General features: G+C 62.5%; 20 protein-coding genes and 2 riboswitches. Of the genes, 4 read left to right on the plus strand and 16 right to left on the minus strand.

Features of this window, described 5'->3' with window-relative positions:
• Positions 1-6: 6 nt before the first annotated feature.
• The 5 genes from C0Z18_RS25945 to C0Z18_RS25965 are packed head-to-tail and all read right to left on the minus strand — an operon-like array spanning position 7 to position 7,900.
• Positions 7-981 carry an ABC transporter permease gene (locus C0Z18_RS25945; RefSeq protein ID WP_102648334.1) on the minus strand — a complete coding sequence of 325 codons (975 nt, stop codon included), beginning with the start codon at positions 979-981 and terminating at the stop codon, positions 7-9.
• Positions 981-2,858, minus strand: coding sequence for an allophanate hydrolase (gene atzF / locus C0Z18_RS25950; RefSeq protein ID WP_102648335.1), 1,878 nt, complete (start codon positions 2,856-2,858; stop codon positions 981-983). The genes C0Z18_RS25945 and atzF overlap by 1 nt, the downstream gene beginning before the upstream one ends.
• Complete coding sequence (uca, locus tag C0Z18_RS25955) at positions 2,855-6,469, minus strand: urea carboxylase (protein ID WP_102648336.1); 3,615 nt, start codon at positions 6,467-6,469, stop codon at positions 2,855-2,857. The genes atzF and uca overlap by 4 nt, the downstream gene beginning before the upstream one ends.
• Entirely contained in the window at positions 6,466-7,122 is a 657-nt protein-coding gene (locus C0Z18_RS25960; RefSeq protein ID WP_102648337.1) for an urea amidolyase associated protein UAAP2, read from the minus strand. The genes uca and C0Z18_RS25960 overlap by 4 nt, the downstream gene beginning before the upstream one ends.
• Before the next feature lie 10 nt (positions 7,123-7,132).
• Complete coding sequence (locus tag C0Z18_RS25965; protein ID WP_102648338.1) at positions 7,133-7,900, minus strand: urea amidolyase associated protein UAAP1; 768 nt, start codon at positions 7,898-7,900, stop codon at positions 7,133-7,135.
• 57 nt (positions 7,901-7,957) lie between these two features.
• Positions 7,958-8,095, minus strand: a riboswitch (guanidine-I (ykkC/yxkD leader).
• Between the two features lie 363 nt (positions 8,096-8,458).
• A riboswitch (guanidine-I (ykkC/yxkD leader) is annotated at positions 8,459-8,581 on the plus strand.
• 134 nt (positions 8,582-8,715) lie between these two features.
• On the opposite strand from C0Z18_RS25965, the gene C0Z18_RS25970 reads away from it, so the two are divergent.
• A complete protein-coding gene (locus C0Z18_RS25970) occupies positions 8,716-9,738 on the plus strand; it encodes an ABC transporter substrate-binding protein (protein ID WP_102648339.1) in 1,023 nt (340 codons plus the stop codon).
• 82 nt (positions 9,739-9,820) lie between these two features.
• Here C0Z18_RS25970 and C0Z18_RS25975 read toward each other — a convergent pair whose 3' ends face one another.
• Positions 9,821-10,690: a LysR family transcriptional regulator gene (locus tag C0Z18_RS25975; protein ID WP_102648340.1), complete on the minus strand. Its 870-nt coding sequence runs from the start codon at positions 10,688-10,690 to the stop codon at positions 9,821-9,823.
• Positions 10,691-10,780: 90 nt separating this feature from the next.
• On the opposite strand from C0Z18_RS25975, the gene C0Z18_RS25980 reads away from it, so the two are divergent.
• The gene (locus C0Z18_RS25980) at positions 10,781-11,767 is read left to right on the plus strand and encodes a zinc-dependent alcohol dehydrogenase family protein (protein ID WP_102648341.1); all 987 of its coding nucleotides are present in this window, start codon (positions 10,781-10,783) and stop codon (positions 11,765-11,767) included.
• A gap of 299 nt (positions 11,768-12,066) precedes the next feature.
• A complete protein-coding gene (locus C0Z18_RS25985; RefSeq protein ID WP_102648342.1) occupies positions 12,067-13,215 on the plus strand; it encodes a porin in 1,149 nt (382 codons plus the stop codon).
• A gap of 70 nt (positions 13,216-13,285) precedes the next feature.
• Here C0Z18_RS25985 and C0Z18_RS25990 read toward each other — a convergent pair whose 3' ends face one another.
• Positions 13,286-13,600, minus strand: coding sequence for a DUF4148 domain-containing protein (locus C0Z18_RS25990; protein ID WP_102648343.1), 315 nt, complete (start codon positions 13,598-13,600; stop codon positions 13,286-13,288).
• Positions 13,601-13,767: 167 nt separating this feature from the next.
• Here C0Z18_RS25990 and C0Z18_RS25995 point away from each other — a divergent pair, with 167 nt between their 5' ends.
• Positions 13,768-14,286 carry a DUF2867 domain-containing protein gene (locus C0Z18_RS25995; RefSeq protein ID WP_102648394.1) on the plus strand — a complete coding sequence of 173 codons (519 nt, stop codon included), beginning with the start codon at positions 13,768-13,770 and terminating at the stop codon, positions 14,284-14,286.
• 110 nt (positions 14,287-14,396) lie between these two features.
• Here C0Z18_RS25995 and gyrB read toward each other — a convergent pair whose 3' ends face one another.
• The 9 genes from gyrB to C0Z18_RS26040 form a co-directional block, all read right to left on the minus strand.
• Positions 14,397-16,874, minus strand: a complete 2,478-nt coding sequence (gene gyrB, locus C0Z18_RS26000) for a DNA topoisomerase (ATP-hydrolyzing) subunit B (protein WP_102648344.1) — start codon at positions 16,872-16,874, stop codon at positions 14,397-14,399.
• Positions 16,875-16,881: 7 nt separating this feature from the next.
• Positions 16,882-18,372 (minus strand): SulP family inorganic anion transporter, encoded by a 1,491-nt coding sequence (locus C0Z18_RS26005; protein ID WP_102648345.1) that lies wholly within the window; start codon positions 18,370-18,372, stop codon positions 16,882-16,884.
• Between the two features lie 82 nt (positions 18,373-18,454).
• Entirely contained in the window at positions 18,455-19,435 is a 981-nt protein-coding gene (locus C0Z18_RS26010; RefSeq protein WP_199189553.1) for a formylglycine-generating enzyme family protein, read from the minus strand.
• Between the two features lie 16 nt (positions 19,436-19,451).
• Complete coding sequence (locus C0Z18_RS26015) at positions 19,452-20,819, minus strand: arylsulfatase (RefSeq protein WP_102648346.1); 1,368 nt, start codon at positions 20,817-20,819, stop codon at positions 19,452-19,454.
• A gap of 131 nt (positions 20,820-20,950) precedes the next feature.
• A complete protein-coding gene (locus tag C0Z18_RS26020) occupies positions 20,951-21,811 on the minus strand; it encodes an ABC transporter ATP-binding protein (protein ID WP_102648347.1) in 861 nt (286 codons plus the stop codon).
• A complete protein-coding gene (locus C0Z18_RS26025) occupies positions 21,808-22,710 on the minus strand; it encodes an ABC transporter permease (protein WP_102648348.1) in 903 nt (300 codons plus the stop codon). Before C0Z18_RS26025 ends, C0Z18_RS26020 begins: the two co-directional genes overlap by 4 nt.
• Position 22,711: 1 nt before the next feature.
• Positions 22,712-24,154: an ABC transporter substrate-binding protein gene (locus C0Z18_RS26030; protein ID WP_102648349.1), complete on the minus strand. Its 1,443-nt coding sequence runs from the start codon at positions 24,152-24,154 to the stop codon at positions 22,712-22,714.
• 108 nt (positions 24,155-24,262) lie between these two features.
• Positions 24,263-25,060 (minus strand): GntR family transcriptional regulator, encoded by a 798-nt coding sequence (locus tag C0Z18_RS26035; protein ID WP_102648350.1) that lies wholly within the window; start codon positions 25,058-25,060, stop codon positions 24,263-24,265.
• 182 nt (positions 25,061-25,242) lie between these two features.
• Positions 25,243-25,863 carry a hypothetical protein gene (locus C0Z18_RS26040; RefSeq protein WP_102648351.1) on the minus strand — a complete coding sequence of 207 codons (621 nt, stop codon included), beginning with the start codon at positions 25,861-25,863 and terminating at the stop codon, positions 25,243-25,245.
• Positions 25,864-25,895: the final 32 nt, after the last annotated feature.

Genomic DNA, 25,895 nt, shown 5'->3' on the forward strand with positions numbered 1-25,895 from the left:
ATATCGTCACGCCTTCAGCGTGCGGTCCCATGGAAAGAGTTTGCGGGCGAGCAGTGCGAGCACGATGTCGGTGCCTAGACCGATGATGCCGATCATCAAAATAGCCGCGTAGACGTTATCGAAGTGCTCGTATCGCGCTTGCTGAACGATGTACCACGTGATACCCGAACTGGTCCCGACGAGTTCGGCCACGATCAGGTAAGTCCATGCCCACCCGAGCAAAATGCGCTGGTCGCGGTAGAGGTCCGGCAGCACGCCCGGAATCACGACGTGCGCAATCAATTTGAGCTTCTTCGTGCCTAAGGTCATGGCCGCCTCGAACAAGCCGTATTCGAGCTTGCGCGTGGTGTTGGCGATGATCAACACCTGCTGGAAAACGGTGCCGATGACGATGATCGCGATCTTCGGCGCATCGTAGATGCCGAGGATCGCCACCATGAGCGCGCCGAACGCCGGCGCCGGCAGATAGCGGAAAAATTCGAAGAACGGTTCCTGCAGCCGCGCGATCGCACTGAAGGTCCCCCCGACGATCCCAAGCGGCACGCCGATCGCCGATGAGATCAAAAAGCCCCAAAAGATGATGCGGATGCTGTGCCAAAGGCTTTCATGCAACCAAACGCCGTCCCGAGACGCGGGCGGCGTCGTGAACGCCGTGTAGAACGCGCGCGCCACCTGATGCGGCGCCGGCAGATACACAGGATTCGCGGGCACGCCCTGGGGCAATGCCGCATGCGTCTCACGGGCATGCGCCCATTCGTCGGCGAACACAGCCTTATCTACCTGCATGCCCAACTGAAAATAGTCGACGCCGCCGGGGTTCGTAATCTTCATCTGCGGATGCCAAATGAACGGCACGTAGCTGATCATCGCCCAGAGCACGATCGGGAGCAGGAAGGACGCCGTCCCGAGCATCCATCTCGCACGCGTCGACAATTCACGCCGCACGGCAAACCATTCGGTGATGTTCGCAGTCGTTGACATCAAGACTCTCCGTTATCGCGCACTGAATACCCCATGCCGCTCGCGCGGTAGGCTCGCCAACCGCCGAAGCGCGTGATGTCTCGCGCCTCGGCGAGCGCGGCGTGTTCGCACAAGAATCCCTGTACGCGACTGCCATCGGCAATCGTCACCGTTCCGATCCCGAGCGGTGCATCGATGCCCGCGACGAAACCGCCGTACGCCGCGACAGGGATTTCCCACACTTCGATATCGATCGGCTCGCCGTGCTCGCGCACGCGCACGAGGCCGGGCTTCTCGATGCCGCCCGTTGCCCCAGGATCAAGTGCGTACAGCCGGTAAGCAGGCGCCGTCGTCGTCGTCGCCACCCTTCGCGCGCCTCGCTGCGTCAACTGCCAATTCAAAGGCTCTCCGGTCAGATGCGCGCCGACCACGGCCACACGCACACCGCCGAAAGCGGGCACTACCGGTCGCGCCTCGAACGCGGACGGCGCTGCGTGGCTTTCTCCGGCCCACGCTTGCGCCAGTCCGAGCAATTTGGCGTCGTCGTGCGCGCGGCCGATGAACGTGATGCCGAACGGCAACCCCGCATGACGACCCGGCCCACACACGCCGGCAGGTACCGCGATCGCGGACAGATCGAGCAGATTGACGAAGTTCGTGTAGTACCCGAAACGCGCATTGACGCCTATCGGATCGGCGTTGAGCTCGTCGATGGTCGCGGTCGTTGCCGAGGTAGGCGTCACGAGGGCGTCGACGCTGTCCCAGACACGCTCGGCCTCGACGCGCAACGATGCGAGACGATCGAAGGCGGCGAACGTGTCGGCCGCGCTGAACCGCGCCCCGCCGCCGACGATCTCGCGCACCGTGGGATGCACGGCGCCGGGGTTCCGATCGAAAAAGTCACGTAGCGCCGCGAGCCGCTCGGCCACCCATGGACCCTCGTAAAGCAATCGCGCCGCAGCGAAGTGAGCGGAGAAGTCCAATTCGACGACATGGGCACCGGCCCGGCGCAAGCACTCCAATGCCGCCTCGTAGGCACTTCGATACGACTCGTCTCCGAAAAATTCGAGTTGGCCCGCTCGCGGCGTACCGAACCGAACGCCATCGAGCGCAACGAGCTCCGCCGTGCGCCCGCTCGTGCCTGAGTTCAACAACGGCTGCCATTCCCGGGCATAGGGATCGCCTGTCGTCACGCCGCGCGCGGCATCGAAGACGATCCGCGCGTCGGCCGGCGAATGGGCAAAGATCGAAACACAATCGAGCGATCGACAGGCCGGCACGACGCCGAGCGTACTCAACACGCCCTTCGTCGGCTTCAATCCGACGAGCCCGTGGAACGCGGCCGGAACGCGCCCCGAACCCGCCGTGTCGGTCCCGAGCGAAAATGCCGCGACACCGAGCGCGACCGCGACGGCCGAGCCCGAACTCGAGCCGCCCGACGCATAGCGCGAATCGTACGCGTTGCGGCATGCTCCGTACGGCGAGCGTTGGCCCGACAGCCCCGTCGCGAACTGATCGAGGTTCGTTTTGCCGATCGGGATGGCGCCCGCTGCGATCAATCGTTCCACCACGGGCGCGCTGCGCGACGGGGTATAGGCATACTCCGGACAGCCCGCCGTCGTCGGCACACCGGCCAGATCGACGTTGTCCTTGATCGCGAACGGCACACCGAAGAGCGGCAGCGCGGCCATGTCGCGTCCGGCCAGCGCATCGGCATAGCGGATCATTTCGTCGCGCGTCGATGGACGAATCCACGCGTGCTGCGGATCTCCGGCATCGAAGTACGCGGCGATCTCATCGACGAGCGCCCGCGGTGTCAATTCGCCGGACGCATATCGCGCCCGCAGCCCCGCGATCGAACGGTAATCGGGCATCGTGCCGGGAGTCGGTGCGTTCATGCGGCCTCCTCGGCGGCACCCGCGGTCATGACCATCAAGCGCTGACCGGCCGAAACGGCCGCTCCGGGCGCGCAGTCGATCGATTCGATCACGCCGTCCTCCGTTGCCACGACAGACACCTCCATCTTCATCGATTCGAGGATTGCCAACGCTTGCCCCTCCTTGACACGCTCGCCTGCTTCGACGAGCACCTTCCATACGCTGCCCGATACCTCGGCGGCGATGCCGCGCTGCTCGCTGCCGAGCGCCTGCTCCGCGAGCGCCGCATTCGCGTCGGCGGCCACGGCCTCACCGGCATACTCGGCGTGACCCGCCAGGCGCCAGCGCTCCCGCTCGGCATCGAAGGCGGCTTGCTGCGTGGACTTGAATGCCGCGATCGACTTAGCTTCATCGCGCAAGAAGCGGTTGTATTCGCCGAGATCGAAAACCGATTCCTCGATCCGCAAAGAGGCACGGCCCGCAACGAAGTCGCGGCGCAGCGCGTGCAATTCGCTCTCGTCCACCTCGTAGAAGCGAATTACATCGAAAAACCGCAATAGCCAAGGCTTGCCGGCTTCGAACTCCCGTGTGGTTCGATAGCGATTCCACATCTGAACCGTGCGGCCGACGAACTGATAGCCGCCCGGGCCTTCCATACCGTAGACGCACAGGTACGCGCCGCCGATACCCACCGCGTTTTCCGGCGTCCACGTCCGCGCGGGGTTGTACTTCGTCGTGACCAAACGATGACGCGGGTCGATCGGCGTGGCGACCGGTGCGCCGAGATAGACGTCTCCGAGCCCCATCACGAGGTATTGCGCGCCGTACACGATGCGTTTGACATCGTCGATGGATTCGAGGCCGTTGATGCGCCGAATGAACTCGATATTGCTCGGGCACCACGGCGCATCCGGCCGCACCGACTGCATGTAGCGCTCGATGGCCACGCGCGTCGACGGGTCGTCCCATGACAACGGCAAATGAACGATACGATTGGGGACCCTCATGTCGGCCACGTCGGGCAATTCACGCTCGGCCGCTTGGAGGTGGTGGAGCAGCGCGGCGAGCGGCAGCATCGGTGAGTCGAACTGCACCTGCAGCGAACGAATCCCAGGCGTGAGATCGAACATGCCGGGCAATGGATGCGCCTGCAGCCAGCACATCAACGCATGCACGCGTAGCCGTAGATTCAGATCGAGTACGAGCGGGCCATATTCGACCAAGACGTTGCGATCGCCGGACCGGCGATAGACCACGCCGATTCCGTTGCCGGCCGATGGGTCGCGATACAGCACGCAGTCGTCATCGACCGCGCCGCAGTGGCTCCCCGCTACCGACGAGCCGGCAAGACTTCTTTCATCGACGCCGCGATGCGCAGGCAATGCGCCGGCACGCACGAATTGCACGGTGTCGCCCGGACGTAGTTGACCGAGCTTCCACAGCTCGTCGCGTACCACTGTCACCGGACAGACGAACCCGCCGAGGCTCGGCCCGTCGGGACCGAGAATGACCGGCATATCGCCCGTGAAATCGACGGCGCCGATGGCGTAAGCGTTGTCGTGAATATTCGACGGATGCAGGCCCGCCTCACCACCGTCGGCGCGCGCCCATTGCGGCTTTGGCCCGATCAAGCGCACACCTGTGCGGCTCGAGTTGTAGTGCACCGTCCAGTGCGTGTCATACAGCATCGCGATGTCGTCGCGCGTGAAGAAGTCCGGAGCCCCGTGCGGTCCGTCGAACACGCCGAGCGTCCAAGCGTGCGTCAACGATGGGCACTCGGCCTCGTTCAATCGTGACCCGGCATGGCCGCGGCCCGCGCCCTCGCTCAAATGGAGCACATCCCCCTTGCGCAGCGCCCGCCCCGCGTGACCGCCGAACTGGCCCAGCGTAAACGTCGCCTTACTGCCGAGGTAGTCGGGAACCTGCAGGCCGCCCCGCACGGCCAAATAGGCCCGAACACCGGGGCCCGTCACGCCGCCCAGCTTCAGCACCGCACCGGGTGCCGCACGCAGCACTTGCCAATAGGCAACGGGCTCGCCGTTCAACGTGGCCGCAAACGCGGCACCACCGAGAACGAACAACGTTTCGACGTTGAACCGCAGCGTGGGGCCGACCATCGTGCACTCGAGCCCGGCAGCATCGCCCGGATTGCCCAGCAGCTCGTTCGCGAGCGCGAGCGAGCGTTCGTCCATCGGGCCGGACGGTGGCACGCCGATATCCCAGTAGCCGATGCGCCCCGGCGCCTGCTGCACCGTCGTCTGTACGCCGCCATCGATGACGTCGATCGTATGCGGGGCAAAGGCGAAGCGCGAAAGCAACGCGGTGGTTTGCTCGCCGCGCATGAAGCTGTCGCATCCTGCAATCGCACGAAGATAGTCGAGATTCGTCTCGATGCCGTACAACTGCGTATCGGCCAGCGCGGCCCGCAATGCGGCGAGCGCTTGCACGCGCGTCTCGCCGCTCACGATCAGCTTTGCGAGCAACGGGTCGTAATAGGCGCTGACTTCCGTACCGGCCTCGACCCAACTTTCCACTCGCGCCGACTGCGGGAACGCCACGTGCGTCAACACGCCGGCGCTGGGTTGAAACTCCTTGTTGGGGTCTTCCGCGTAAAGCCGAACCTGAATGCTCGCGCCGCGAGGCTCAACCGCTAGCGAGGCAAGCGGCGGCAAGTCGCCTTCGGCTTGCGCAATCATCCATTCGACGAGATCCAAGCCGGTCACTTCCTCGGTCACGCAGTGCTCCACTTGCAGCCGCGTATTGACTTCGAGGAAATAGAACGCGCGCGTCCTCACGTCGAAGACGAATTCGACCGTGCCCGCCGACGCGTAATCCACCGCGCGCGCGAGGCGAACCGCGCTTTCTTGCATCGCTGCTCGCTCGGCATCGGTCAAATTCGGCGCGGGCGTTTCTTCGATCACTTTTTGATTGCGGCGTTGGACCGAGCAGTCGCGTTCGCCCAACGCGATGACTTCTCCGCGCCCGTCGCCGAAGATCTGCACTTCGATGTGCCGCGCATGCTCGACGAATTTCTCGAGGTAGACGCCGGCGTGAGCGAAGTTCGCGCTGCCTAGGCGAACGACTTGATCGAACGCTGCCGCGAGCTGTCGCGCATCCCTGCACAGCGACATCCCGATCCCGCCGCCGCCGGCCGTGCTCTTGAGCATCACCGGGTAGCCGATCGCCTGGGCTTGCACGAGCGCGGTTTCGGCGTCCGCCAGCAAGTCCGTGCCCGGCAGGAGCGCGACGCCGTGCCGGCTCGCCAATTCGCGGGCCGTGTGCTTGAGGCCGAAGGCGCGCATGTGCGCGCCCTTGGGACCGATGAAGCGCAATCCGGCCGCTTCGCAGGCTTCGGCGAAATCGGGGTTCTCCGACAAAAATCCATACCCGGGATGCACGGCCTGCGCACCGGTGGACCGCGCGGCATCGAGAATGGCGGCCACGTTCAGGTAGCTTTGAAGCGCGGGGGCGGCGCCCACGCACACTGCTTCGTCCGCCAACATTACGTGCCGAGCATCGCGATCGGCGTCCGAGTAGATCGCCACCGAAGCAATGCCAAGCCGCTTCAACGTCCGAATGACTCGGCAAGCGATCTCCCCGCGGTTCGCTACCAACACCTTCGAAAATCTCATTGCGCCTCCCAAATCGCCAATCGAACGGGCGTCGGGTTATAGCCGTTGCAAGGGTTGTTCAGTTGTGGGCAATTGGAGATCAATACGGTGACGTCCATTTCCGCACGCATCTCGACATACTTGCCCGGCGCGGAGATGCCGTCCTCGAATGTGAGGCGGCCGAGCGGCGTGACCGGAACGTTCATGAAGAAGTTGACGTTGCTGACAATATCGCGCTTCGACATCAGGGTGCCCGTACCGCACTTGCAATGCGAGATCGCATTCAAGAAGCTATCGCGGCAGTTGTGCATGTAGCGCTTCTCGAGCGCATAGCGCACCATGTTGCTCTCAGCAGCGCATGCGCCCCCGAGCGTGTCGTGACGGCCGCACGTGTCTGCGACGATCGTCATCATCGGATTGCCGAAGTTCGACATCAGTACGCTGCCCGCCGTCAAATACACGTTGCGCTGCTCGCGTATGGTGTCTTGAGCGCTATAGCGCTCGGCCGGATCGCCCGTGCGATAAACGAGCGTATCGACTGCTTGGTTGCCTTCGAGATCGAGAATCCGAAAAATCTGCCCTTGCTTCACTTCGTGCAGCCACGGTTCGCCCGCGCGCAGCGTGAAGTCATAGATGGCTCGTTGCATGTCGAGCGCGCTTTCGATGATCGGCATGGTGCGCTCCTTAGGCGAACAAGCGGTCGGTATTGACGAAGCCGCGTTCGTTTTCCGGGCAAGCGCGGCGGCACGGATCGTCGGCCGGTACCGTGCCGCCGGCAGCGTAGGCCCGGTAGGCAATCAGCTTCACGGGCTTCGGCGCATACACCGGGTGCGGATCGAGCGGGTGCGGCGCCGTGGAGAACGCCGCCAGCGTATTCATCTCGAAGCGCAGATCGAATGCGCTACCGGGGCGCGAATGCCCCGTTATGAATTCGAGCGATCCATCATCGCCGAGCGCGACCTTGCTGAAGAAATTGACGTTTGCCGTCAAGTCGCGCGCCGACAGGCCGTACTTCGCAAGTTCGAGCGCGAGGCTGTCGCGGCCGTTGCGGATCATGGCGTTGCGGTCGGCTTGATACGACGACTTTCCGTACTTGTCCGCGAACAGTCGCGCATCGCCCACGCCGCCCAGCGCATCGTGCCAGCCGAGCGTATCGCTCGTAATCGAGGCAATCACGCGCCCCATGTCGGTGTAAAGCACGTGCCCGCGCGTCAGATGCGCCGTGTGCTGCGCTTTGAGCGTATCGGCCATGTTGTAACGCTCGAGCGGATCTTCTTGACGATGGAACACGGCGGACAAGTTCGCACCGCCCTCTAGGTCGACGATACGAAGTGCCAGCCCCCGGCGCACGATGCCCGACCAATGCGTGCCGGCGGGAATGACGGCTTCCCATGCGACCGGTGGTAGCGGACTGAGCGGCGGGTTGGATTCGGCTTGCAGGCTTGGCGACATGAGGGCTCCTCGGATCGGTTGATAAAAGGCGTGAGAGGGCGATCGAACGACATCGCGACCTCCCGGGCTTTTATCCCTCCGTGGAGCCTTGCCGTTTCCTCGACGAGAAGGATGAACGGCCAGACCGGATTGCTCTCGGACCAGCCATCGCGCGACCTGACCCGCCGTGCGACCGGAACCCTAGCGATCCTGAAGATGATGCAAATTGCTTCGCACCTCTCGCCAGGCGTTAAAGCGAGGACTGTGCCAGTCGATCGCAAGAGGCGGTACGCCACGGATCGCAATGGTTCACGAGACGTGGGCGTGCTCCGAGCGGGATCCGTTGCCCAACACTCGGGCGGCCGACGCACCACGCGCGGACTCAACGCACCACCGGGGGGCGAGACGGCACGGCCGGCACGCGGCGCTCGTCGAACCGTGCTTCGCTATCACCTACCGGTCATCGACAAGCACGCGTATTGGCTGCGCGCTACATCGCGCCATGCGTTGCAGCGGTTGAAAAGCGGCGTTGGCATACTTCTCGCTCGGCTGGCCGACGAGGGGTGCGGAGCAGCCGCATCTTAGGGGTGCTAGGGTTCCGGTTCGCGAGAACGACTGGTCCGAGAGCAGCCCGGCACCGTCCGGCGCGGTCTCAAGACGCGCTGCAATGGTGCTACACGGCGGGACAAAAGCCCGGGAGATCGGCGATGGCGGCGGCCATCGTGCCTCTCCTTGACCGGCTTTCGTCATCGATTCGCCGGAGCCGGTCATGCCACTGAATCGCGCGCCGCGCGATTCATTCGACAAGCGCATCACCCGGTCTCCTGGAGAAAACGATGACCCGTATCGCGTCCCTGCTCAACCGCCTCTTCTCTCGCGCTTCGTTGCACCGTCCGCTCTGCGCAATGGCGCTCGCCGGTGCCCTTACCGCCGCTCAGGCCGTACAGGCCGCCGCTCCGCTTAAAATCGGCTATAGCGACTGGCCCGGCTGGGTGGCGTTCCAAGTCGCGCTCGACAAAGGTTGGTTCAAAGAAGCAGGCGTTGACGTCGACTTCGAATGGTTCGATTACTCGGCTTCGCTCGACGCTTTCTCGGCGGGCAAGCTCGACGCAGTCGCCGCGACGAACGGCGACGCCCTCGTCACCGGCGCGTCGGGTGCCAAAAACGTCATGATTCTCTTGACCGACTATTCGGCCGGCAACGACATGATCATCGCGAAGCCGCCGCTGCGCACGGTCGAAGCATTGAAGGGCAAGAAGGTGGGCGTCGAGATGGGTCTGGTCGATCATCTCTTGCTGGAAACCGCGCTGCAAAAGCACGGCATGAAGGCTTCCGACATCACGCTCGTGAACGCGAAGACGAACGAATTGCCGCAGGTGCTCGGCTCTTCGAGCGACATCGCGGCCGTGGCCGCTTGGCAACCGAACGCCGGCGAGGCGCTGAAGCGCGCGCCCGGTTCGCGTGCGATTTTCACATCGGCCGATGCGCCGGGGCTGATTTACGACGCGATCACGGTTTCGCCCGCGAGCCTTTCCTCGCGCAAGGCGGACTGGGCGAAGGTGGTCAAGGTTTGGTATCGCTGCGTGGCGTATATCAACGACCCGAAGACGCAAGCCGACGCGGTCAAGATCATGTCGGCGCGCGTGGGCCTTTCGCCGCAACAATACTTACCTTTGCTGAAAGGCACGCACCTGCTCGATGCTCCGGCCGAGAAACAAGCGTTCCGCAAGGGCGACGGGCTGGACTCGATCTACGGGTCCACTCGCAATGCCGATGCGTTCAATGTGCGCAACGCGGTGTATAAGCAGTCGCAACCCGTAGATTCGTATATCGACCCGAGCTTGGTCGACATTCGCTGACGGGGTGGTCTCGGCCGCTCTCAGCGGGTGGTCTTGCGCTCGGCGCGGTACGCGAGGCTGCGCAGGTTAGCCCCGCGTAGACTCAAACATTCGCCAGCGCATCGATCGTTGCATCCAAAAGTGCACGCAACCGAGCGACGCGACGTAAATCGCGGTGATACCCGAGCCAGACACTCCTACCTGGGGGCGCCTCGCCTAAATCGACGCGCCGGATACCTGGCGTCGCATCGCCAAGCGGACACGGCAGCACGGCGAATCCGGACCCTTCCGCACACATCCGTGCCTGCACGCCACGATTATTACTGCCGAATACGATGCTAGCCCGGGGCAGGATGCGCTTGACCCACTCGACATCTGGCAGCGAGCCGAACTCGCTGTTCATGCTGATCAGCGTGTACCCATCGCCGTCGCCGCTCGACGGCGGAACGAGGTCAACGGGCCCATATAACGCATAGTCGATGTGCATGAGTTTGCGCTGGATGACGTCGGGTTCGTCAAACGGCGTGATGCGAAAGAGCAGGTCCGCCTCCCGCCGCGCGAGGTTATAAAGACGCGAATCCGTCATGAGCTCCAACGACACGCCCGGGTGTTGCGCCATGAAGCGAGCGAACACAGGAGTGAGAATGTGTATCCCGAACCAGTCCGACGATGAAACGCGCAGCAGGCCCGTCAATTGAGTCTCTTTGCCGGTGAGCGCACGCATGAAACCATGCGCCTCCTCCTCCATTCGCTCGGCATAGGCGAGCACCGCGGTGCCTTCATCCGTTAAAACGAAGCCATCGCTCGTGCGCTGAAACAAGGTGTGTCCCAGCGCATCTTCTAGTGCCCGCAGCCTGCGCCCCATGGTGGGCTGAGTCTGCCCCACCCGCTTCGCCGCCGCTCCCAACGTGCCGCAACGGGCAATGGCCAAAAAGATCCGGACGTCGCTCCAATCCAGTTTCGATTCATTCATTTTTGCATGGCCTTCGTGCTGAAACGTTGATTTACATGCGTTTTAGCATAACCCATGATGGACACATTCACCCGTCCACAGGAAACCATCATGACCATGCAGGCGCTCGTCCTCAATCGCTACAACGGCCCTCTCGAATTGACCGATATGTCGATTCCCGAGCCCGCATACGGCCAGGTGCGTGTACGAATTGCAGCAAGCGGCCTCAATCCGCTCGACACCAAGATCCGCGCCGGTAGCGCAGCGCACGCGAAGCATCCACTGCCGCTCGTGCTCGGCATCGATATGGCGGGTGTGGTGGACGCGATCGGGCCTGGCGTAACCGGTTTCAAGGTCGGCGACGAGGTTTACGGCATGACCGGCGGGGTTGGTGGTATCCAAGGCTCGCTCGCCCAGTATGCGGCGGTCGATGCCGACCTGCTCGCGATCAAGCCGGCCAATTTATCGATGCGCGAAGCCGCGGCGCTACCTCTCGCATTCATCACCTCTTATTCCGGCATCGTCGACCGGGCCCATCTCCAAGCGGGACAAACTGTGCTGGTGCAAGGCGGCGCAGGCGGCGTCGGCCATGTTTCGGTGCAACTGGCGCGGGCACTCGGCGCAGAGGTGTTCGCCACAGCGAGTTCACGCGACCACGATCTCGTTGTGCGCCTGGGTGCTACGCCTATCGACTACCGGTTGCAATCGGTCGAGCAGTATGTCGCATCGTCGACGCAGGGCATCGGCTTCGATCTCGTGGTCGATACCGTCGGCGGCCCGTCCCTCGACGCCTCGTTCGCGGCAGTCAAGCATTTCGGCCATGTCGTGAGTGCGCTGGGCTGGGGTACGCATGCGCTGGCTCCGCTGTCGTTTCGAGAAGCAACTTACTCCGGCGTCTTTACCCTCTATCCGTTGCTCACGGGTATACATCGCGCGCATCACGGAGCAATCCTGCGCGAAGCCACGCGATTGATCGAGGCCGGCAAGCTCGTGCCGAATCTCGATCCTCGCCAGTTCGACCTGAGCTCAGCGGAACTTGCCTACGACGCGCTAGTAAATGCCACCGCGCGCGGCAAGATCGTCGTCAACGTCGCATGAGTTCGAACGTGCCGGCTACGCCGAACCGATTCGCGACCGTCCCGCGTATCAAGGTCATGCGACAAATGAAATATATCCCTCGCCCAATTCCCACCGGATTCGAAACACACTCTTTCCGGCTACCGTATTGATATCGACTAAGCCGCGACGGGAAGCCCGGGGCGGGGAGTGGACATTGAACAACAGCATCGGCCGAGTCTAGGAATCGAATTTATTGACGGCTATGCTCCGGCCCGATGCTCCTTACTTGAAAGGCAAAGAGCACGCCTCTCGTTCATTCCACATGAGATTTTGATCAAATGAAAGAAGTCGCAATGTCCATCGCCGCGGGTGCGCTTTGCACCGTCGCCGCATCGCCTGCTTTTGCCCAAAGCTCGGTCACGCTCTATGGTCTCATCGATACGGCCATTCGATACCAGACGAATGCCGCTCCGGACGGCAAGGACCTCATCGGGATGACGGTAGGACCGGAAACGCACAGCCGATGGGGCTTGCGAGGAAGCGAAGACTTGGGCGGGGGCGTGTCCGCCATCTTCCGTCTCGAGAACGGTTTCGAAGTGAATACGGGGCAACTTCATCAGGCGAACACGCTGTTCAGCCGGCAAGCGTATGTCGGGCTATCGAGCGATAAGTGGGGGGCACTCACGTTCGGCAACCAATACGCGCCGATGTACGACACGATGGGCGACATATTCGATCCGATGACGGTCGGCGACTATTGGCAAGACAGTTGGGCTTGGAATGGAATCGGCAACTTCCTGACCATTCCGAATGCGGTCAAGTACAAAGGGAGCTACAGGGGCTTGAGTGTCGATGCTGCTTATGGCTTCAGCAACAAGCCCGGTTCGGTCGGCAATGGCAGCACGTATGCCGTGGAATTGACTTATGCGCAAGGTCCCGCGATGCTCGGCGCCGGCTTCCAGCAAACGTCGGTATTGTCCTCGCAGGGCGCCTTGGTCAACGGCGCGAAAATCAACATGCTGCACGTCAGCGCCGCCTACCAGATCACGCCCACGGTACGCTTGCTCGCCGGTTGGCTACATCAGCAAGACCGCAGCGGCACACTCGACAGCGGCATGCAGCAAGCAGGCGCACCCGCGCTTCCCGGCGCCAGCCCGAACCGGATCGACGACACGTACTACCTGGGCGCCAACTGGCAAGCAACGAATCCGCTGCTCTTGACGTTTGCCGCTTACTACGGTCACGCGCGTAACGCCGAAAGGCTCGACGGCTCGCTCGGTTCGGGCATCAACTACTCGGCTACCGTGCTCGCCGAATACTCGCTCACGAAGCGCACGGAGATTTATGGCACAGCGGACTTCGCACGCGGCAACGGTGCATTTTCCGCGGACTACCCGGGTGTGACGAACCGCGCGACCGGGGCAGTGGATTCGGTGGGCCGTACGAACAACGTCGGCGCAGCCATCGGGATGCGGACCACGTTCTGATCATTCGGTTGTCCAAGTAGAAAAGCCGCGCGAAAGCGCGGCTCGATAGGTACCCTAGACGCTAAGCGGGTCAGTGATGGGCGTATACGTCACGATCGTTCGCCGGTAGGAGCGGACGCCCCGCGCCCGACGACGCGCCGGGGACACCGCCTACATCCGTCGCCGCGTTTCGCCCGGCTTTTTGCGCAGCAACCCGAGCTTCAGCCGCCTGAATATCGGCAGGATAGGAGGGATCTTCACCGCCCGGGTGGTAGCCAGCCTGCTCGAGTTCCACCAGCTCGGCGCGTACCTGCGCACGCGTAACCGGTTGGCTCGCTTGCGCAAACACAGCCACCGGTGCGGCAAAAACAGCGGCAACAGCAACAGCTTTAAGCAAAGATTTCATGACGCTTTCCTCTAGACTCCGCTTTGGTCTTGCTGCGAACAGCCCTGTTCGCAAACGACGGCATGAGTCTAGACAGGCAAGCGTCTGCAATTAAGACGATAATCGGGAAAGCATTCTTATCGAATATCGAGTGAGCAGTCCTTCGGAGCACCGCAATGGTGATGAACATGCGCACATTTTCAAGTATCGAGCAGGTCGGTTTGCCGTCCGAGTCCCGGTTGGCCAAGTTGTATGGCCAAGCCGATTTTGCCGACGCGTTTTCGGTGGACTTGCCCGCGGACGACACCCACGACGCAGCGTCGCTTGCCGAGGACCTCTTCGCGCAACAACCGAAGTGGATTGCAAGGCTCCTTCAAGTGCGGGACACACTCGTGCAACCGTTCGGTCTCAAGAGAGCCGCCGATCTGCGATCCATGAGCGCAGATCGGCTCAACATTTTCCGCGTATACGAACGGCACGATGACGAAATCATTCTCGGCGAGGATGACGCGCATCTAGATTTCCGCTTATCGGTTCTCGTGGGGCCCGCGTCGGATGACCATCCGCGCCGGCTGATCGTCACCACGCTCGTTTTCTACAATCGTCTCCTGGGCCGCGCCTACATCGCCCTCATCGCGCCTTTTCATCGAATGGTCGTACGCGCCTCGTTGCGACACCTCACGATCCATCGAGTCCGAGCGCACTAATCGTTGAAATGGGACCGGTAGGAACGAGCATATTCTCGGTGCAGCCCAAAGAACGATAAGCCTCTTGCAGCGATGAGGCGACAGCCACGACGACGCGGCTGTTATCGACGTCAAACATCGAGTTCGAAAACCTCGCTGCCGTAGCGCTCGATATATTCCCGACGCGGCCCAACTTCGTCGCCCATCAGAATCGAAAACAGGCGGTCGGCCGCAATCGCATCTTCCACTTTCACTTGCAGCAAGCTACGCGCGCCGGGGTCCATCGTGGTTTCCCATAGCTGCTGAGGATTCATTTCTCCGAGTCCCTTATAGCGTTGGCGCGCTACCGTCCGGCTTGCGTCCTCGAGCAACCATTCCAGCGCCGCCGGAAAACCGCTCACGGCCCGCTCGCGCCGTCGCTCCCCCTCGCCGCGCGCGACGATGATCGGCCCCGGCAACCGAGCGGCCAACATCGCGCCAACGCCGGCGAGCACTTGAAAATCCGCCCCGAGAACGATGTCCGGATCGATCGTGCAGCGCTTCTCGTTACCCAAATACCGGCGCGTCACATGCAATAAAACGTGATCCGTATCGGGCGCGCGCTCCGCGCGTGCCTGCACATCGCGCGAACGCATCATCAGCAACCGCGCGGTTTCGTCCGCCGCCTGAAGCGAATCGAGCCGAACCGGAATCCCTTGCAGCACCGCATCTAGCACGACCCGATCGACCTTCGCCGTCAAGCGTTGCATGGCGGCCTGCGCGCGCTGGCATTCGCGTGCCAGCGCCGCCAGCGCGTCGCCCACGATTGGCTCGCCATCGTTGCTTGCACGTACGCTCGCCTCGTGCAGCGCGATACCGAGCAACCATGCGGCAAACGCCGCATCGTCCTTCACATAGCGCTCCGTCTTTCCGTGCCGTACCTTATACAGCGGCGGCTGCGCAATGTATACATGGCCCCGCTCGATGAGCTCACGCATCTGCCGATAGAAGAACGTCAACAACAGCGTACGGATATGCGCACCATCCACGTCCGCATCCGTCATCAGGATGATGCGGTGATAACGCAGTTTGTCCGCCCTGAAATCGCTTGGGCCGATACCGCAGCCGAGTGCGGTCACGAGCGTCATGATCTCGCCCGAGGAAAGGACCTTGTCGTAGCGAGCGCGCTCTACGTTGAGGATCTTGCCGCGCAACGGTAAGATCGCCTGAAACGCGCGATCTCGCCCCTGCTTCGCGCTTCCACCGGCCGAATCGCCCTCCACGAGATAGATCTCGGAACGAGCCGGATCACGCGCTTGGCAATCCGCGAGCTTGCCGGGCAGCCCCGCTCCCGTGAACACCGATTTGCGGCGCGTCATTTCACGGGCACGGCGCGCCGCCTCGCGCGAGCGCGCCGCCCCCACGATCTTCTCGCAGATCGCACGCGCTGCGTCCGGTTGCTCCTGCAACCATTGCGCGAGCGCGGTACCGACGACGTCCTCCACCGCACCGCGCGCTTCCACGCTGACGAGTTTGTCCTTGGTCTGATTGCCGAACTTCGGATCGGGCAGTTTGACGTTGATCACGCAAACGAGCCCCTCGCGGAAATCCTCGCCCGTGAAGCTCACCCCGCCCTTTTTCAGCAAGTCGAGCTCTTGCGCGTATTTACCGAGTACGCGGGTGGTAGCCGCGCGCAATCCCGTCAAATGCGTTCCGCCATCGCGCTGCGCGATGTTGTTCGTGAAGCACAAGCTCGTTTCGGCGTAAGCATCGTTCCACTGCATCGCCGCTTCGACGCTCACGTCGACTCCGCCGCTGTTGCGTACACCGCTCGCGTAGAAGACGCACTCGTGGACCGCGCGCTTGCCGTAGTTGGCGTACGCGACGAACCCTTTGACGCCGCCCGCGCAGGCGAAGTCTTCCTGTTTTCCGCTGCGTTCGTCCACCAACCGGATGATCAGACCGTCATTCAGGAAGCTCAGTTCGCGCAGGCGTGCGGCAAGCACATCGAAGCTGAACTGTCCGTGGTGAAACACCTCGGCATCAGGCATAAAATGCACGCGTGTGCCGCGCCGATCCGCCTTGCCCGTCACGCGCGCGGGGCTGACGGCGATGCCGGCCTCCGTGACCGCGATGATCCTGTCCTGCAACATCCCTTGCTCGAACGCGAGCTCGTGCGCGTGGCCACCGCGCCAGACCGTCAGACGCAGCCATGCGCTCAACGCATTCACGCAACTCACACCCACGCCGTGCAGGCCGCCCGATACCTTGTAGCTGTTTTGGTCGAACTTCCCGCCCGCATGCAATTCGGTCAACGCGATCTCGGCTGCTGACCGCTTCGGCTCGTGCCGGTCGTCCAATTTGATGTCGACCGGAATGCCGCGCCCGTTATCTTCCACCGACAGCGAACCGTCGGCATGCACGGTGACGAGCGCGAAATCGCAATGGCCGGCCATGGCTTCATCGACGGCGTTATCGACGACTTCGAATGCCAATTGATGCAGCCCGGACCCGTCCGCCGTATCGCCGATGTACATGCCGGGGCGTTTGCGCACCGCCTCGAGCCCCTCGAGAATCTGGATCTGCGCCGCGCCGTAATCGCCGGCGCCCACGATATCGCTCTCGGCCATAGCCGCTTCATCCGACGTTGAGATTGCCGGTCAGCCGCGCATGAAACGCACGGCTGCGCTCGTCGAGACCCGTGTAATGAACGACTGTATGGCGCTGTCGGTACTTCGACTCGATCGAATCGAGCGCGGCCACGGTCGAGGCGTCCCATATCTGCGAATTCGAGAAGTCGATCGTCACCGCTTGCGGATCGCTCGCATACTCGAAACGCTCGACCAAGTCGTTACTGCTGCCGAAAAACAGCGGACCATGCACCTCGTAGCGCACGCTTTGCCCATCGGCGGACAGGGTGCGCGTCGTGTCGATGACGTGTGCCACGCGCCGCGCGAACAGCAGCGTCGCCAGCAGCACGCCCGCCACTACGCCCACCGCTAGGTTTCCCGTGTACACCGTGAGCGCGATAGACAAGAGCATGACCGACGTTTCCATCCACGGCATACGCTTGAGCGTATCGGGACGCAAGCTGTGCCAGTCGACCGTCTTGAAAGAGACGACTATCATGACCGCGGCGAGCGCCGCCATCGGAATGCGCGCCATGACCGAACTCAAGCCGGTCATCAACAGCAAGAGCGTGACCGCGGCCGCCACTGTCGATAGGCGTGTGCGTGCGCCGCCGATGCCGACGTTCACCACGGTTTGGCCGATCATCGCGCAACCGGCGATGCCGCCGAACATACCGGCGCACAGATTGGCAAGCCCCAGTGCCCACGATTCCCGCGTCTTGTGCGAACGCGTCTGTGTGATTTCGTCCACGAGCTTGGCCGTCAACAAAGTTTCGAGCAAGCCGACGAACGCGATGCTGACGGCCGTCTGCCACACGATCCGAAGCGTGTCGAGACGGAACGGCACCGTCCACGCAGTGATGCCGGGCAAACCCGCTTGCGCCAACTGCTCGGCACCGACGGTCGGGACGTTCCAGTGCAGCGCAAGCGCAAGACCGGTTGCCACGACGATCGCAATGAGCGGCGACGGCACGGCGCGCACGAAGCGCGGACCGGCGACGACGACCGCAAGCGCGATTGCGAAGAGCACGTAGACCTGCGGGGGCTTGCCTATGAGATGCGGCAGTTGCGCGCTAAAGATCAAGATCCCGAGCGCATTCACGAAGCCGAGCATCACCGACCGCGGAATGAATCGCACGACGCGCGCGAGTCCCAGCACGCCGAACGCAATCTGAATCAGTCCAGCCAGCAACACGGCCGGCAGGATGTACCCCGCCCCATGGGCATGCACCATCGGCCCCACGACGAGCGCGACCGATCCGGCCGCCGCCGTCACCATCGCCGGCCGGCCGCCGCACAACGATGTGACCACGAGCAGCACCACCGACGCGAACAGCGCCGAACGCGGATCGACGCCGGAAATAAAGGAAAAGGAGATGACCTCGGGAATCAGCGCAAGGCTCGTGACCACCCCGGCGAGGATTTCGCGCGTCGAATCGGAGCGCGAGAACGCCGACGCCCTAGGCGACGCCTCGATCTTGCTTTCTGCATTTGTCATAACGGTACTCGTATCGTTCCAAAACAAAAACTCAAAGGGCGGCAATGATGGCCGAGCTCCATTGCAAAGGCGCTGTTTCGCCTCACTCGCGCGCGACGCACCGGAAGCCGATATGACTCGTCGACGTATCGAGCGTCTGCCCCTGCCGCGCCGCGGGCCGATAGCGCAGGCAATAGCTCGGGGCGCAAAGATGCGAGCCGCCCTTCACGACATGGCGGACGTTCAAGCTGTCGGCGCCGCCGGACGGGATGCAGCACGACTTCGGCGGCTCGCTTCCAGCCGCACCCTCGCGTGCGCCGCCATAACGCGTGGCGGTCCATTCCCAAACGTTGCCTGCCACGTCGTAGAGTCCATACCCGTTGGGGGGGAACGACTTTACCGGCGATGTGCGCTCGTAACCGTCGAGCGCCGTGTTCTGCCACGGAAACTCGCCTTGCCACGTATTCGCCATCTGAAGGCCGCCGGGGGCGAATTCGTCGCCCCACGAATAGATCGCGCCGTCGAGCCCCCCGCGGGCCGCGAATTCCCATTCGATTTCCGTCGGCAGCGCCTTGCCCGCCCACTCTGCATAGGCGCTTGCGTCGGCGAACGACACATGCACGACCGGATGATCGCCGAGGCCCGTGAGGTCGCTCCCGGGCCCTTGTGGATGCCGCCAGTTCGCTCCGGGCACGTAGGCCCACCACTGGCGATAGTCCCCGAGCGCGACCCGCGACGGCGGCTGCGTGAACACGAGCGATCCCGGGCATAGCAGCGCCGGGGCGGCATCCGGATAGAGCTCGGGGTCGGGCTGCCGCTCGGCCAGCGTGAGAAACCCAGTGGCTTCGACGAACGCGGCAAATTGCGCGTTCGTGACCGGATGCACATCGATCCAAAAGTTCGGTGCCGTGGCGCGCCGCGCCGGACGTTCCTCGCGATAAAAGTCGTTCGAACCCATCGTGAATTCGCCGCCCGCAATGCGTACCATGTCGCCGGTACGCGCGGAGGGCATCAAGGGGGCTTGTGCCGCCGTCTTCGTGGAAGAACAGCAGCATGCACGCTTCGCGGGCTGTGCGTCCGTCATCGGCGCGTCCATGGCGTTACGCGTTGAAGACCGACTTCGGCACGAACTCCAACGCGGAGCCCGGCGGAATCAACTCTTCCTGCTTCACGCTATCTTCGAACTCCCGCACGACGCGGTGCGCGTGTTGCATGACCCACCAGCGCACATAGCGCTGATTGACCGCCTCGCGCTCTTTCGGGTCCTCCTGCAGGTGCGTAATGCGCGCAAAGCCCAGCGGCAGTTCGGGATCGTGGAAATGCTGCTGACGTTTGAAGTTGATCTTGAAATCCTTCCACTTCACGGCGTGCAGTTCGTCCTTGAGCCACACCATGCACGATTCGCGGTTCGACGTCGGCTGTTCGCCGAGGAAGAACCCGGTCTGGTCCTTGCCGTCGATCAAGCGGTCCTTCGGCGTGTCGCTGCCGGCGAACTTGAGCAGCGTCGTGAACAAATCGGTGACGTGCACCATCTCGTTGCTCTCCACGCCGGCAGGAATGCGTCCCGGCCAACGCGCGAGCAGCGGCGTACGGATCCCGCCCTCCGCCGAGCTGAAGTACGAACCATCGAAGAAGCCACCCGTACCCCGTCCGGCCAGATGGTCTTCGGCCCCGTTGTCGCCGCACAGAATGACGATGGTGTCTTGCGCTACGCCCAGTCGGTCGAGTTCGTCGAGCAATACGCCGAAGTCATGGTCGAGCATCAAAAGACAATCGCCCCACTCGCCGTTCGTGCTCTTGCCGACGAATTCGTCGCGCGGCGACATCGGAAAGTGCATCAACGAGTGATTGAAGTACAGAAAGAACGGCTCGTCGTTCTTGACGCAGCGCTGCATGAAGTCGATGCCGCGCTTCTGGTACTCCAGATCGCAGGTTTTCTTCGTCTCCATCGTCAGTTGCTCGTCGAGCAGCGGCCTCGCACCTTTGCCTTTGAATCCCTCGTGCATATGCGAGTAACCGTCGCGCTCGGGAACGTAATGCGGGTCTTCAAGCCACATGCATTCGTCATAAGTGCGCAACGGGCCGTACCATTCGTCGAAGCCGTGATCGGTCGGAAAGCGCCCGTCCTCCGCGCCGATGTGCCATTTGCCGAGACAAGAGGATTTGTAGCCGCCTTGCGCCAGCAATTCCGCAATGGTGATCTCCCATGTCACGAGACCGCCGCCGTTGCCGCCGAGCGCGATCGTATGATTGCCGGAACGAATCGGGTAACGGCCCGTCATCAAAGCGGAGCGCGTGGGCGTGCATTGCGGCTCGACCACGTAGTGCGTGAGCTTGGTGCCTTCCTTGCAGAACGCGTCGATGCGCTTGGTATCGGCGCCGCGCAGCTTGCCGCCGCCGTAGCAGCCGAGTTCGCCCATGCCCAAGTTGTCGACGTGGAAGAACAGGATGTTCGGTTTCTTGCTCATTGCAAAACTCCATCGGATCGAGAACGTTATCCCCCGCTCTCGGTTAGGGACGCGCAGGCGCGTTATGTCGTGGTGTTTCTTTGCTGATTGCTGATTGCCGATTGCCGATTACCGCTTGGCTTTTGGTGGACTCATAGCAACTCCTCCACGCCGTTCGGGCCCATTTCCATGCTGAAGCCCTCCGTGCCTCCCGAACCGAGTTCGGATCCCATCGCTGCGAGCGATTCCTCGCGGATGAGCCCTTTGAGGCGATGGACCAGATCGGCGAACTCGGGCGATTCGAACATTGCCGCCGTTCTCGGCCGAGGCAGAGGGACGCGTATCTCCGCTTTGATGCGCCCGGGCCGCGCCGTCATGACGTAAATGCGGTCGGAAAGAAAGACGGCTTCCTCGATGTCGTGCGTAATGAACAGCACCGAAAGGCGAAACCGCTGCCACATGTTCGTCAGAATTTCCTGCATGACGGCGCGCGTTTGCGTATCGAGCGCGCCGAACGGCTCGTCCATCAGCAACACCTGCGGATTGGCCGCCAGCGCCCGCACGATGCCGATGCGCTGCTTCATCCCGCCCGACAACTGGTCCGGGTAGTGGTTCTCGAAGGCCAGCAGGCCCGCCAGGCCGAGCAGCGTCCGCGCATTGCCCTCACGCTTCGCACGCGAAACGCCGGCCATCTTCAAACCGAACTCGACGTTCTCGCGCACCCGCAGCCACGGAAAGAGCGAATACTGCTGAAACACGACGCCGCGTTCGGCACCGGGTTTTTTGATCGGTACGCCGTCCAGCGTGCTTATGCCGCGCGTCGGCTTCGTAAAGCCGGCGACGATGCTCAGCAAGGAAGACTTGCCGCACCCCGAAGGGCCGATCAGCGATACGAATTCGTTCGGCTCGACCGTCAGCGAGACATCGTTCACCGCCTCCGTGCGGGCATCGCCCGCGCCGAATACGACGCCGATGTTGCGGCAATCGATTCGCCCTTTGTTGGTATGGGTCATTTGCGCGCTCCGTTGACGTAGGCGAGCCATGGCATCGACAACCGGCCCGCCACCCGAATCGCGCCGCTGCACAGCAGACCCAGCGCACCGATGGTGATCATGCCGAGCACGATGGCCGGGTAGTTCACGAGCGAATACGCTTCCCACGTGTAATAGCCCACGCCGTACTGCCCCGAGATCATTTCCGCCGCGATGAGCGACACCCAGGCAACGCCCATCCCCACCGCCAGGCCGGTGAAGATGTTAGGCAACACGCCGGGCAAGATCACATGCCAAAACAGCTGCGCCTCACTGGCCCCGAGGCAGCGTCCCGCGCGCAGCAGCACGCCGTCGAGCGATTGAACGCCGTCCACCGTGTTGAGCAAGATCGGGTAGAACGCGCCGATGAAGGTGATGAACACGATGGACGACTCCGTCGTCGGCCATAGCATGATCGACAGCGGTACCCAGGCAATGGCCGGAATGGGCCGCAAGACCTCGATGGCCGGCATCAAGAGTTGATTGACGATGCGGTAACGCCCTATCACGAGCCCCATCGCGACGCCGGATGCGAGCGCAACCAGGAACCCGAGAAAGATGCGTCGCAAACTATTGACGATGTTCGCGGCGAACGCGTCCGAGCCGGCGACTTGCACCGCCGTATGAAACACCTCCATCGGTGTGGGCACGCTCTGGAATCGGATATAGAACTGCACCCGGTAGCGCGTACCCAAGTACCACAGCAGCAACGGCACACCGATCGACACCACCGTGAAGGCCAATCGGATGCCGAGGCGCCGCACGCCGTCGAGCGGCACCACTGCCGGCTGGCGGCGCTTACGTGGCGCACGAGCGCTCTCGCTCTGACCGGACGGCGCCGGCGTGCCGCGCTTGATTTCCATTTCGAGGGAGCGCTCCATGTCACTTCCCTCCCTTGCCGACGGCGCTCAACGCCTGCGTATAGGTCACCACTTTCCCGCCGGACGCCTTCGCGACCGCGTCCGCGTCGCGTTTCAGTAGGAACGGCTCCAAATCGACCTTGTTGCCCGCGCCATCGGCTACCGTGAAGAACGCGTCGTTCGCGAAAACCTTGATGCCGAGCTTCTTGTCCATCAGATAAACCGCGTCGAGCTTCTTGCCCTCGGCGCGGTACTGATTGACGCCTTCGAGGGTGCATGCGGCCGAACTGAACGAGACGACGCTGCCGCCGTCGACCCAAATCTGGCCCGCACGGGACGGATCGTCGATGGGGGCGTTGCACAGGGTGTCCTCGCCCTCGATTCGGTAGTTGGAAAAGCTTGCGAGTTGAGCGTCGTAGTCTCGGCCCGACTGTTTGAACGCCGCCCGGACGAACGAATCGTTGACCCACTTGTCGACGTCGAGGTCTTTGATCATGTTCAGCTTCTTGAGCACGCCGTAGTCGGTTTTCAAGGCGGCGATCCAGCGCGGCTTGATCGTCGGATCGAGCGTGTCGATGCCGTCCGGGCCTAGAAAAATGTAGGCCACTTCCTTATCGATCTTCGTCCATTCTTGGATTTTCTCCGCGGCCCGCACCGGGTCTTGCCGCACCCAGTCATTGGCGGCCATCAAAGCCTCGATATAGGCAGTCACGATCTCGGGATACTTTTCTCCGAAATCCTTTCGGACCACCACCCCATGGAATGTCGGCACATTCGTTTGCGCACCGTCGAAGATCTTCCGCGCATAGCCCCTGAAAGGCAGCAACTCGGCGAACGGTACGAAATCCGCGTGGGCATCGATCCGCTTTTCTTCAATGCTCGTACTCCCGACCTCGGGCGATTGATTCGTCAAGGAGAAGTAGTCGCTCGGCAAATGACGGCTTTGCAGCGCGGCGAGCAACATGCCATGCGCCGCGGACCCGAACGGCACCGATACGCGCTGGCCCTTCAGATCCTTTAGATCGTAGTAAGGCGAGTCCTTCGGCACGACGATGCCGTTTCCACTTCCGTGCGCGTTATAGGCGATCACTGCGACGAGTTCGCTGTCGTTGTTCGTCGCATGTCCCGTCGCGCCGTTCACGAGCAGCGGGTAATCGCCCATCATGCCGATCTGCAGCTTTCCCGCGATCATGCCGTTGGTGATCGGCGGCCCGGACGTCGCGTTTTGCCAAGTCACGTGATAGGTGACGTCTTTATATTTGCCCGTATGCGGCAGAAATTTGTCGAGCAGGTTCAGCTTCTTGATGACGATCCCGCCCGTTACGGTATTCGTCGTCGTGTCTTGCGTGCCGATGCCGATGTCGATGGTTTCCGCGTGGGCCGTATTCCCGATCGTCTGCAAGCAGCCGAGGGCGACGAATGATGCACCCAACAACGCGTGGCCTACCAAAGCTCTGATTCGCATGATGTAACCCTAAGATGAGTGGCATGAAACGGTTCGCTGATCCGCCCATGTCAGACCATGACAATCTGGACGCCGAACCGGCACCCGCGTTTGCTCCAGAAGGGACCGTCAACGCTTGGCAGCAACCGCCTGCCTCGCGACACGGACCTTGAACTGGAAAGCGTCTCCTCGGTAATACAGCTCTTCGTATTCGATAGGCGCACCGGCGCTCGTATGGATCACCCGCTCGATAAACAGCACGGGGGAGCCCTCGTCCACCGCGAGCGCGTCGCGCAATTCTTCTGTCGCGGGTGTCGCACACATGCGCAAGTCGGCGTGACCCAGCGCAATCTGCAAGTCGTTTTCGAGCACGGCGAACACGTCGCGATTGGCGAGATCGGCTCTCGCGACACGCACGCCGATCGCCGAAGGCAGGTACGAGACGTCGAGCGATATCGGCGCCCGATTCAAGAACCGCAAACGCTTGAGTTCGGTAACGCGATCGCCGCTCTCGATCCGATCCCGCACGTGCTTGGGCGGGGCAATCGTTCGCACCGAAAGCACTTTCGAATGGGCCTCGTAGCCCATTTCCCGCATCGCGCTGCCGAAACCCTGCAAACTGCCGAGGTCCTGAAACGCACGGGGACGAGACACGAAAGTCCCCTTGCCGTGAATGCGGAAGATCAGCCCTTCGCTTTGCAGATTTCCCAATGCCTGCCGCACCGTGATGCGGCTCACGTCGAACGCGCTCATCAGTTCGCTCTCGGAAGGCATCTGCTGATTCGGGCGGTAGACGTGCTGCAAGATGCGTCCACGCAAAATCTCGGCGATCTGCGAATAGAGCGGACTCGGTCCACCGAGCGCAGTTGGCGTCGCACACTCGGGGGCCTCGTTGGCCGCAGGTAAGGAGAGATCGGCTAGATGCATGGCAGTAGATATAACTCGTCATTACAAGTTGTGCTCTTTAAGGCAAGAGGTGTGCCATGCGTTTTTTGGTCTAAACCGTCGTTTTTTCGCTGTTTTTTACGTTCCGTTCGCCTCATCGCCGCACTTGGCTGCGGCGCATGGTGCAAAATCGGTTACGCGTGGTGCATGCGATCGCTCTGTTGTCAGAGCGAGCACAACCAGGGCAACGTATCGAATCGGATCAGCACCGACAGGCCGATTGCCGTCGTCATCAACGGCGAGGTCCGCGCCGCGATGGTTCGCAGCCGGATGAACGCGCCGCTCGAACGCGCCGTCGCATAGGCGGTGAGGCACAACCCCGCGGTCAATACGGCGAATACGCACCCCGTGAAGATCGCGTCGAACAGCGTGCGGCCCATCAGTACGCTCGCGTAGACGAAAATGTTGTCCACCGCACCCGACGTGGCGACGGCGCATACCGTCGCCGCACGCCCGAACCTGCGATGTGCCGATCGCGGCGGCGGCGCCAAGACCGCATCCGTTGCGCCGGCCTCTTTGCGCCATTGCGCGATACGCACGAGGCCCGCGGCGAGAGGCACGATGCCGACGAGACCGATGAGCGGCCCAGCCGTTAGCCGGCCCGATTGCGCGATCGCGATCGAGATCGCCAACTGTACGGTCACGCTCGCGAACTGGCCCGCGACGACTTCTGCCGGTCGGTATCTCGGGTGGCTAACGAAGCCGAGCAGCAGTACGTAGCCGTCGACGTTGGTCGATGCGTACGCCAGCACGGCGGGAACGATCAAAGCGGGGAATGCGTCCAACTAGGCCTCCGTCTCGTTGCATGGCACGCGCT

The organism is Trinickia dabaoshanensis (genome assembly GCF_002879885.1).
Classification (GTDB): domain Bacteria; phylum Pseudomonadota; class Gammaproteobacteria; order Burkholderiales; family Burkholderiaceae; genus Trinickia; species Trinickia dabaoshanensis.

Bases quoted from the DNA above. Each gene is read 5' to 3' on its own strand.
- uca (WP_102648336.1), bottom strand. From the start codon at position 6,469: ATGAGATTTTCGAAGGTGTTGGTAGCGAACCGCGGGGAGATCGCTTGC.
- C0Z18_RS25990 (WP_102648343.1), bottom strand. From the start codon at position 13,600: ATGAAATCTTTGCTTAAAGCTGTTGCTGTTGCCGCTGTTTTTGCCGCA.
- C0Z18_RS25975 (WP_102648340.1), bottom strand. From the start codon at position 10,690: ATGAATGAATCGAAACTGGATTGGAGCGACGTCCGGATCTTTTTGGCC.
- C0Z18_RS26010 (WP_199189553.1), bottom strand. From the start codon at position 19,435: ATGACGGACGCACAGCCCGCGAAGCGTGCATGCTGCTGTTCTTCCACG.
- C0Z18_RS25980 (WP_102648341.1), top strand. From the start codon at position 10,781: ATGACCATGCAGGCGCTCGTCCTCAATCGCTACAACGGCCCTCTCGAA.
- atzF (WP_102648335.1), bottom strand. From the start codon at position 2,858: ATGAACGCACCGACTCCCGGCACGATGCCCGATTACCGTTCGATCGCG.
- C0Z18_RS26005 (WP_102648345.1), bottom strand. From the start codon at position 18,372: ATGACAAATGCAGAAAGCAAGATCGAGGCGTCGCCTAGGGCGTCGGCG.
- C0Z18_RS26015 (WP_102648346.1), bottom strand. From the start codon at position 20,819: ATGAGCAAGAAACCGAACATCCTGTTCTTCCACGTCGACAACTTGGGC.
- C0Z18_RS26030 (WP_102648349.1), bottom strand. From the start codon at position 24,154: ATGCGAATCAGAGCTTTGGTAGGCCACGCGTTGTTGGGTGCATCATTC.
- C0Z18_RS26020 (WP_102648347.1), bottom strand. From the start codon at position 21,811: ATGACCCATACCAACAAAGGGCGAATCGATTGCCGCAACATCGGCGTC.
- C0Z18_RS25995 (WP_102648394.1), top strand. From the start codon at position 13,768: ATGCGCACATTTTCAAGTATCGAGCAGGTCGGTTTGCCGTCCGAGTCC.
- gyrB (WP_102648344.1), bottom strand. From the start codon at position 16,874: ATGGCCGAGAGCGATATCGTGGGCGCCGGCGATTACGGCGCGGCGCAG.
- C0Z18_RS25960 (WP_102648337.1), bottom strand. From the start codon at position 7,122: ATGCCGATCATCGAAAGCGCGCTCGACATGCAACGAGCCATCTATGAC.
- C0Z18_RS25965 (WP_102648338.1), bottom strand. From the start codon at position 7,900: ATGTCGCCAAGCCTGCAAGCCGAATCCAACCCGCCGCTCAGTCCGCTA.
- C0Z18_RS26035 (WP_102648350.1), bottom strand. From the start codon at position 25,060: ATGCATCTAGCCGATCTCTCCTTACCTGCGGCCAACGAGGCCCCCGAG.
- C0Z18_RS25945 (WP_102648334.1), bottom strand. From the start codon at position 981: ATGTCAACGACTGCGAACATCACCGAATGGTTTGCCGTGCGGCGTGAA.
- C0Z18_RS25970 (WP_102648339.1), top strand. From the start codon at position 8,716: ATGACCCGTATCGCGTCCCTGCTCAACCGCCTCTTCTCTCGCGCTTCG.
- C0Z18_RS25985 (WP_102648342.1), top strand. From the start codon at position 12,067: ATGAAAGAAGTCGCAATGTCCATCGCCGCGGGTGCGCTTTGCACCGTC.
- C0Z18_RS26025 (WP_102648348.1), bottom strand. From the start codon at position 22,710: ATGGAGCGCTCCCTCGAAATGGAAATCAAGCGCGGCACGCCGGCGCCG.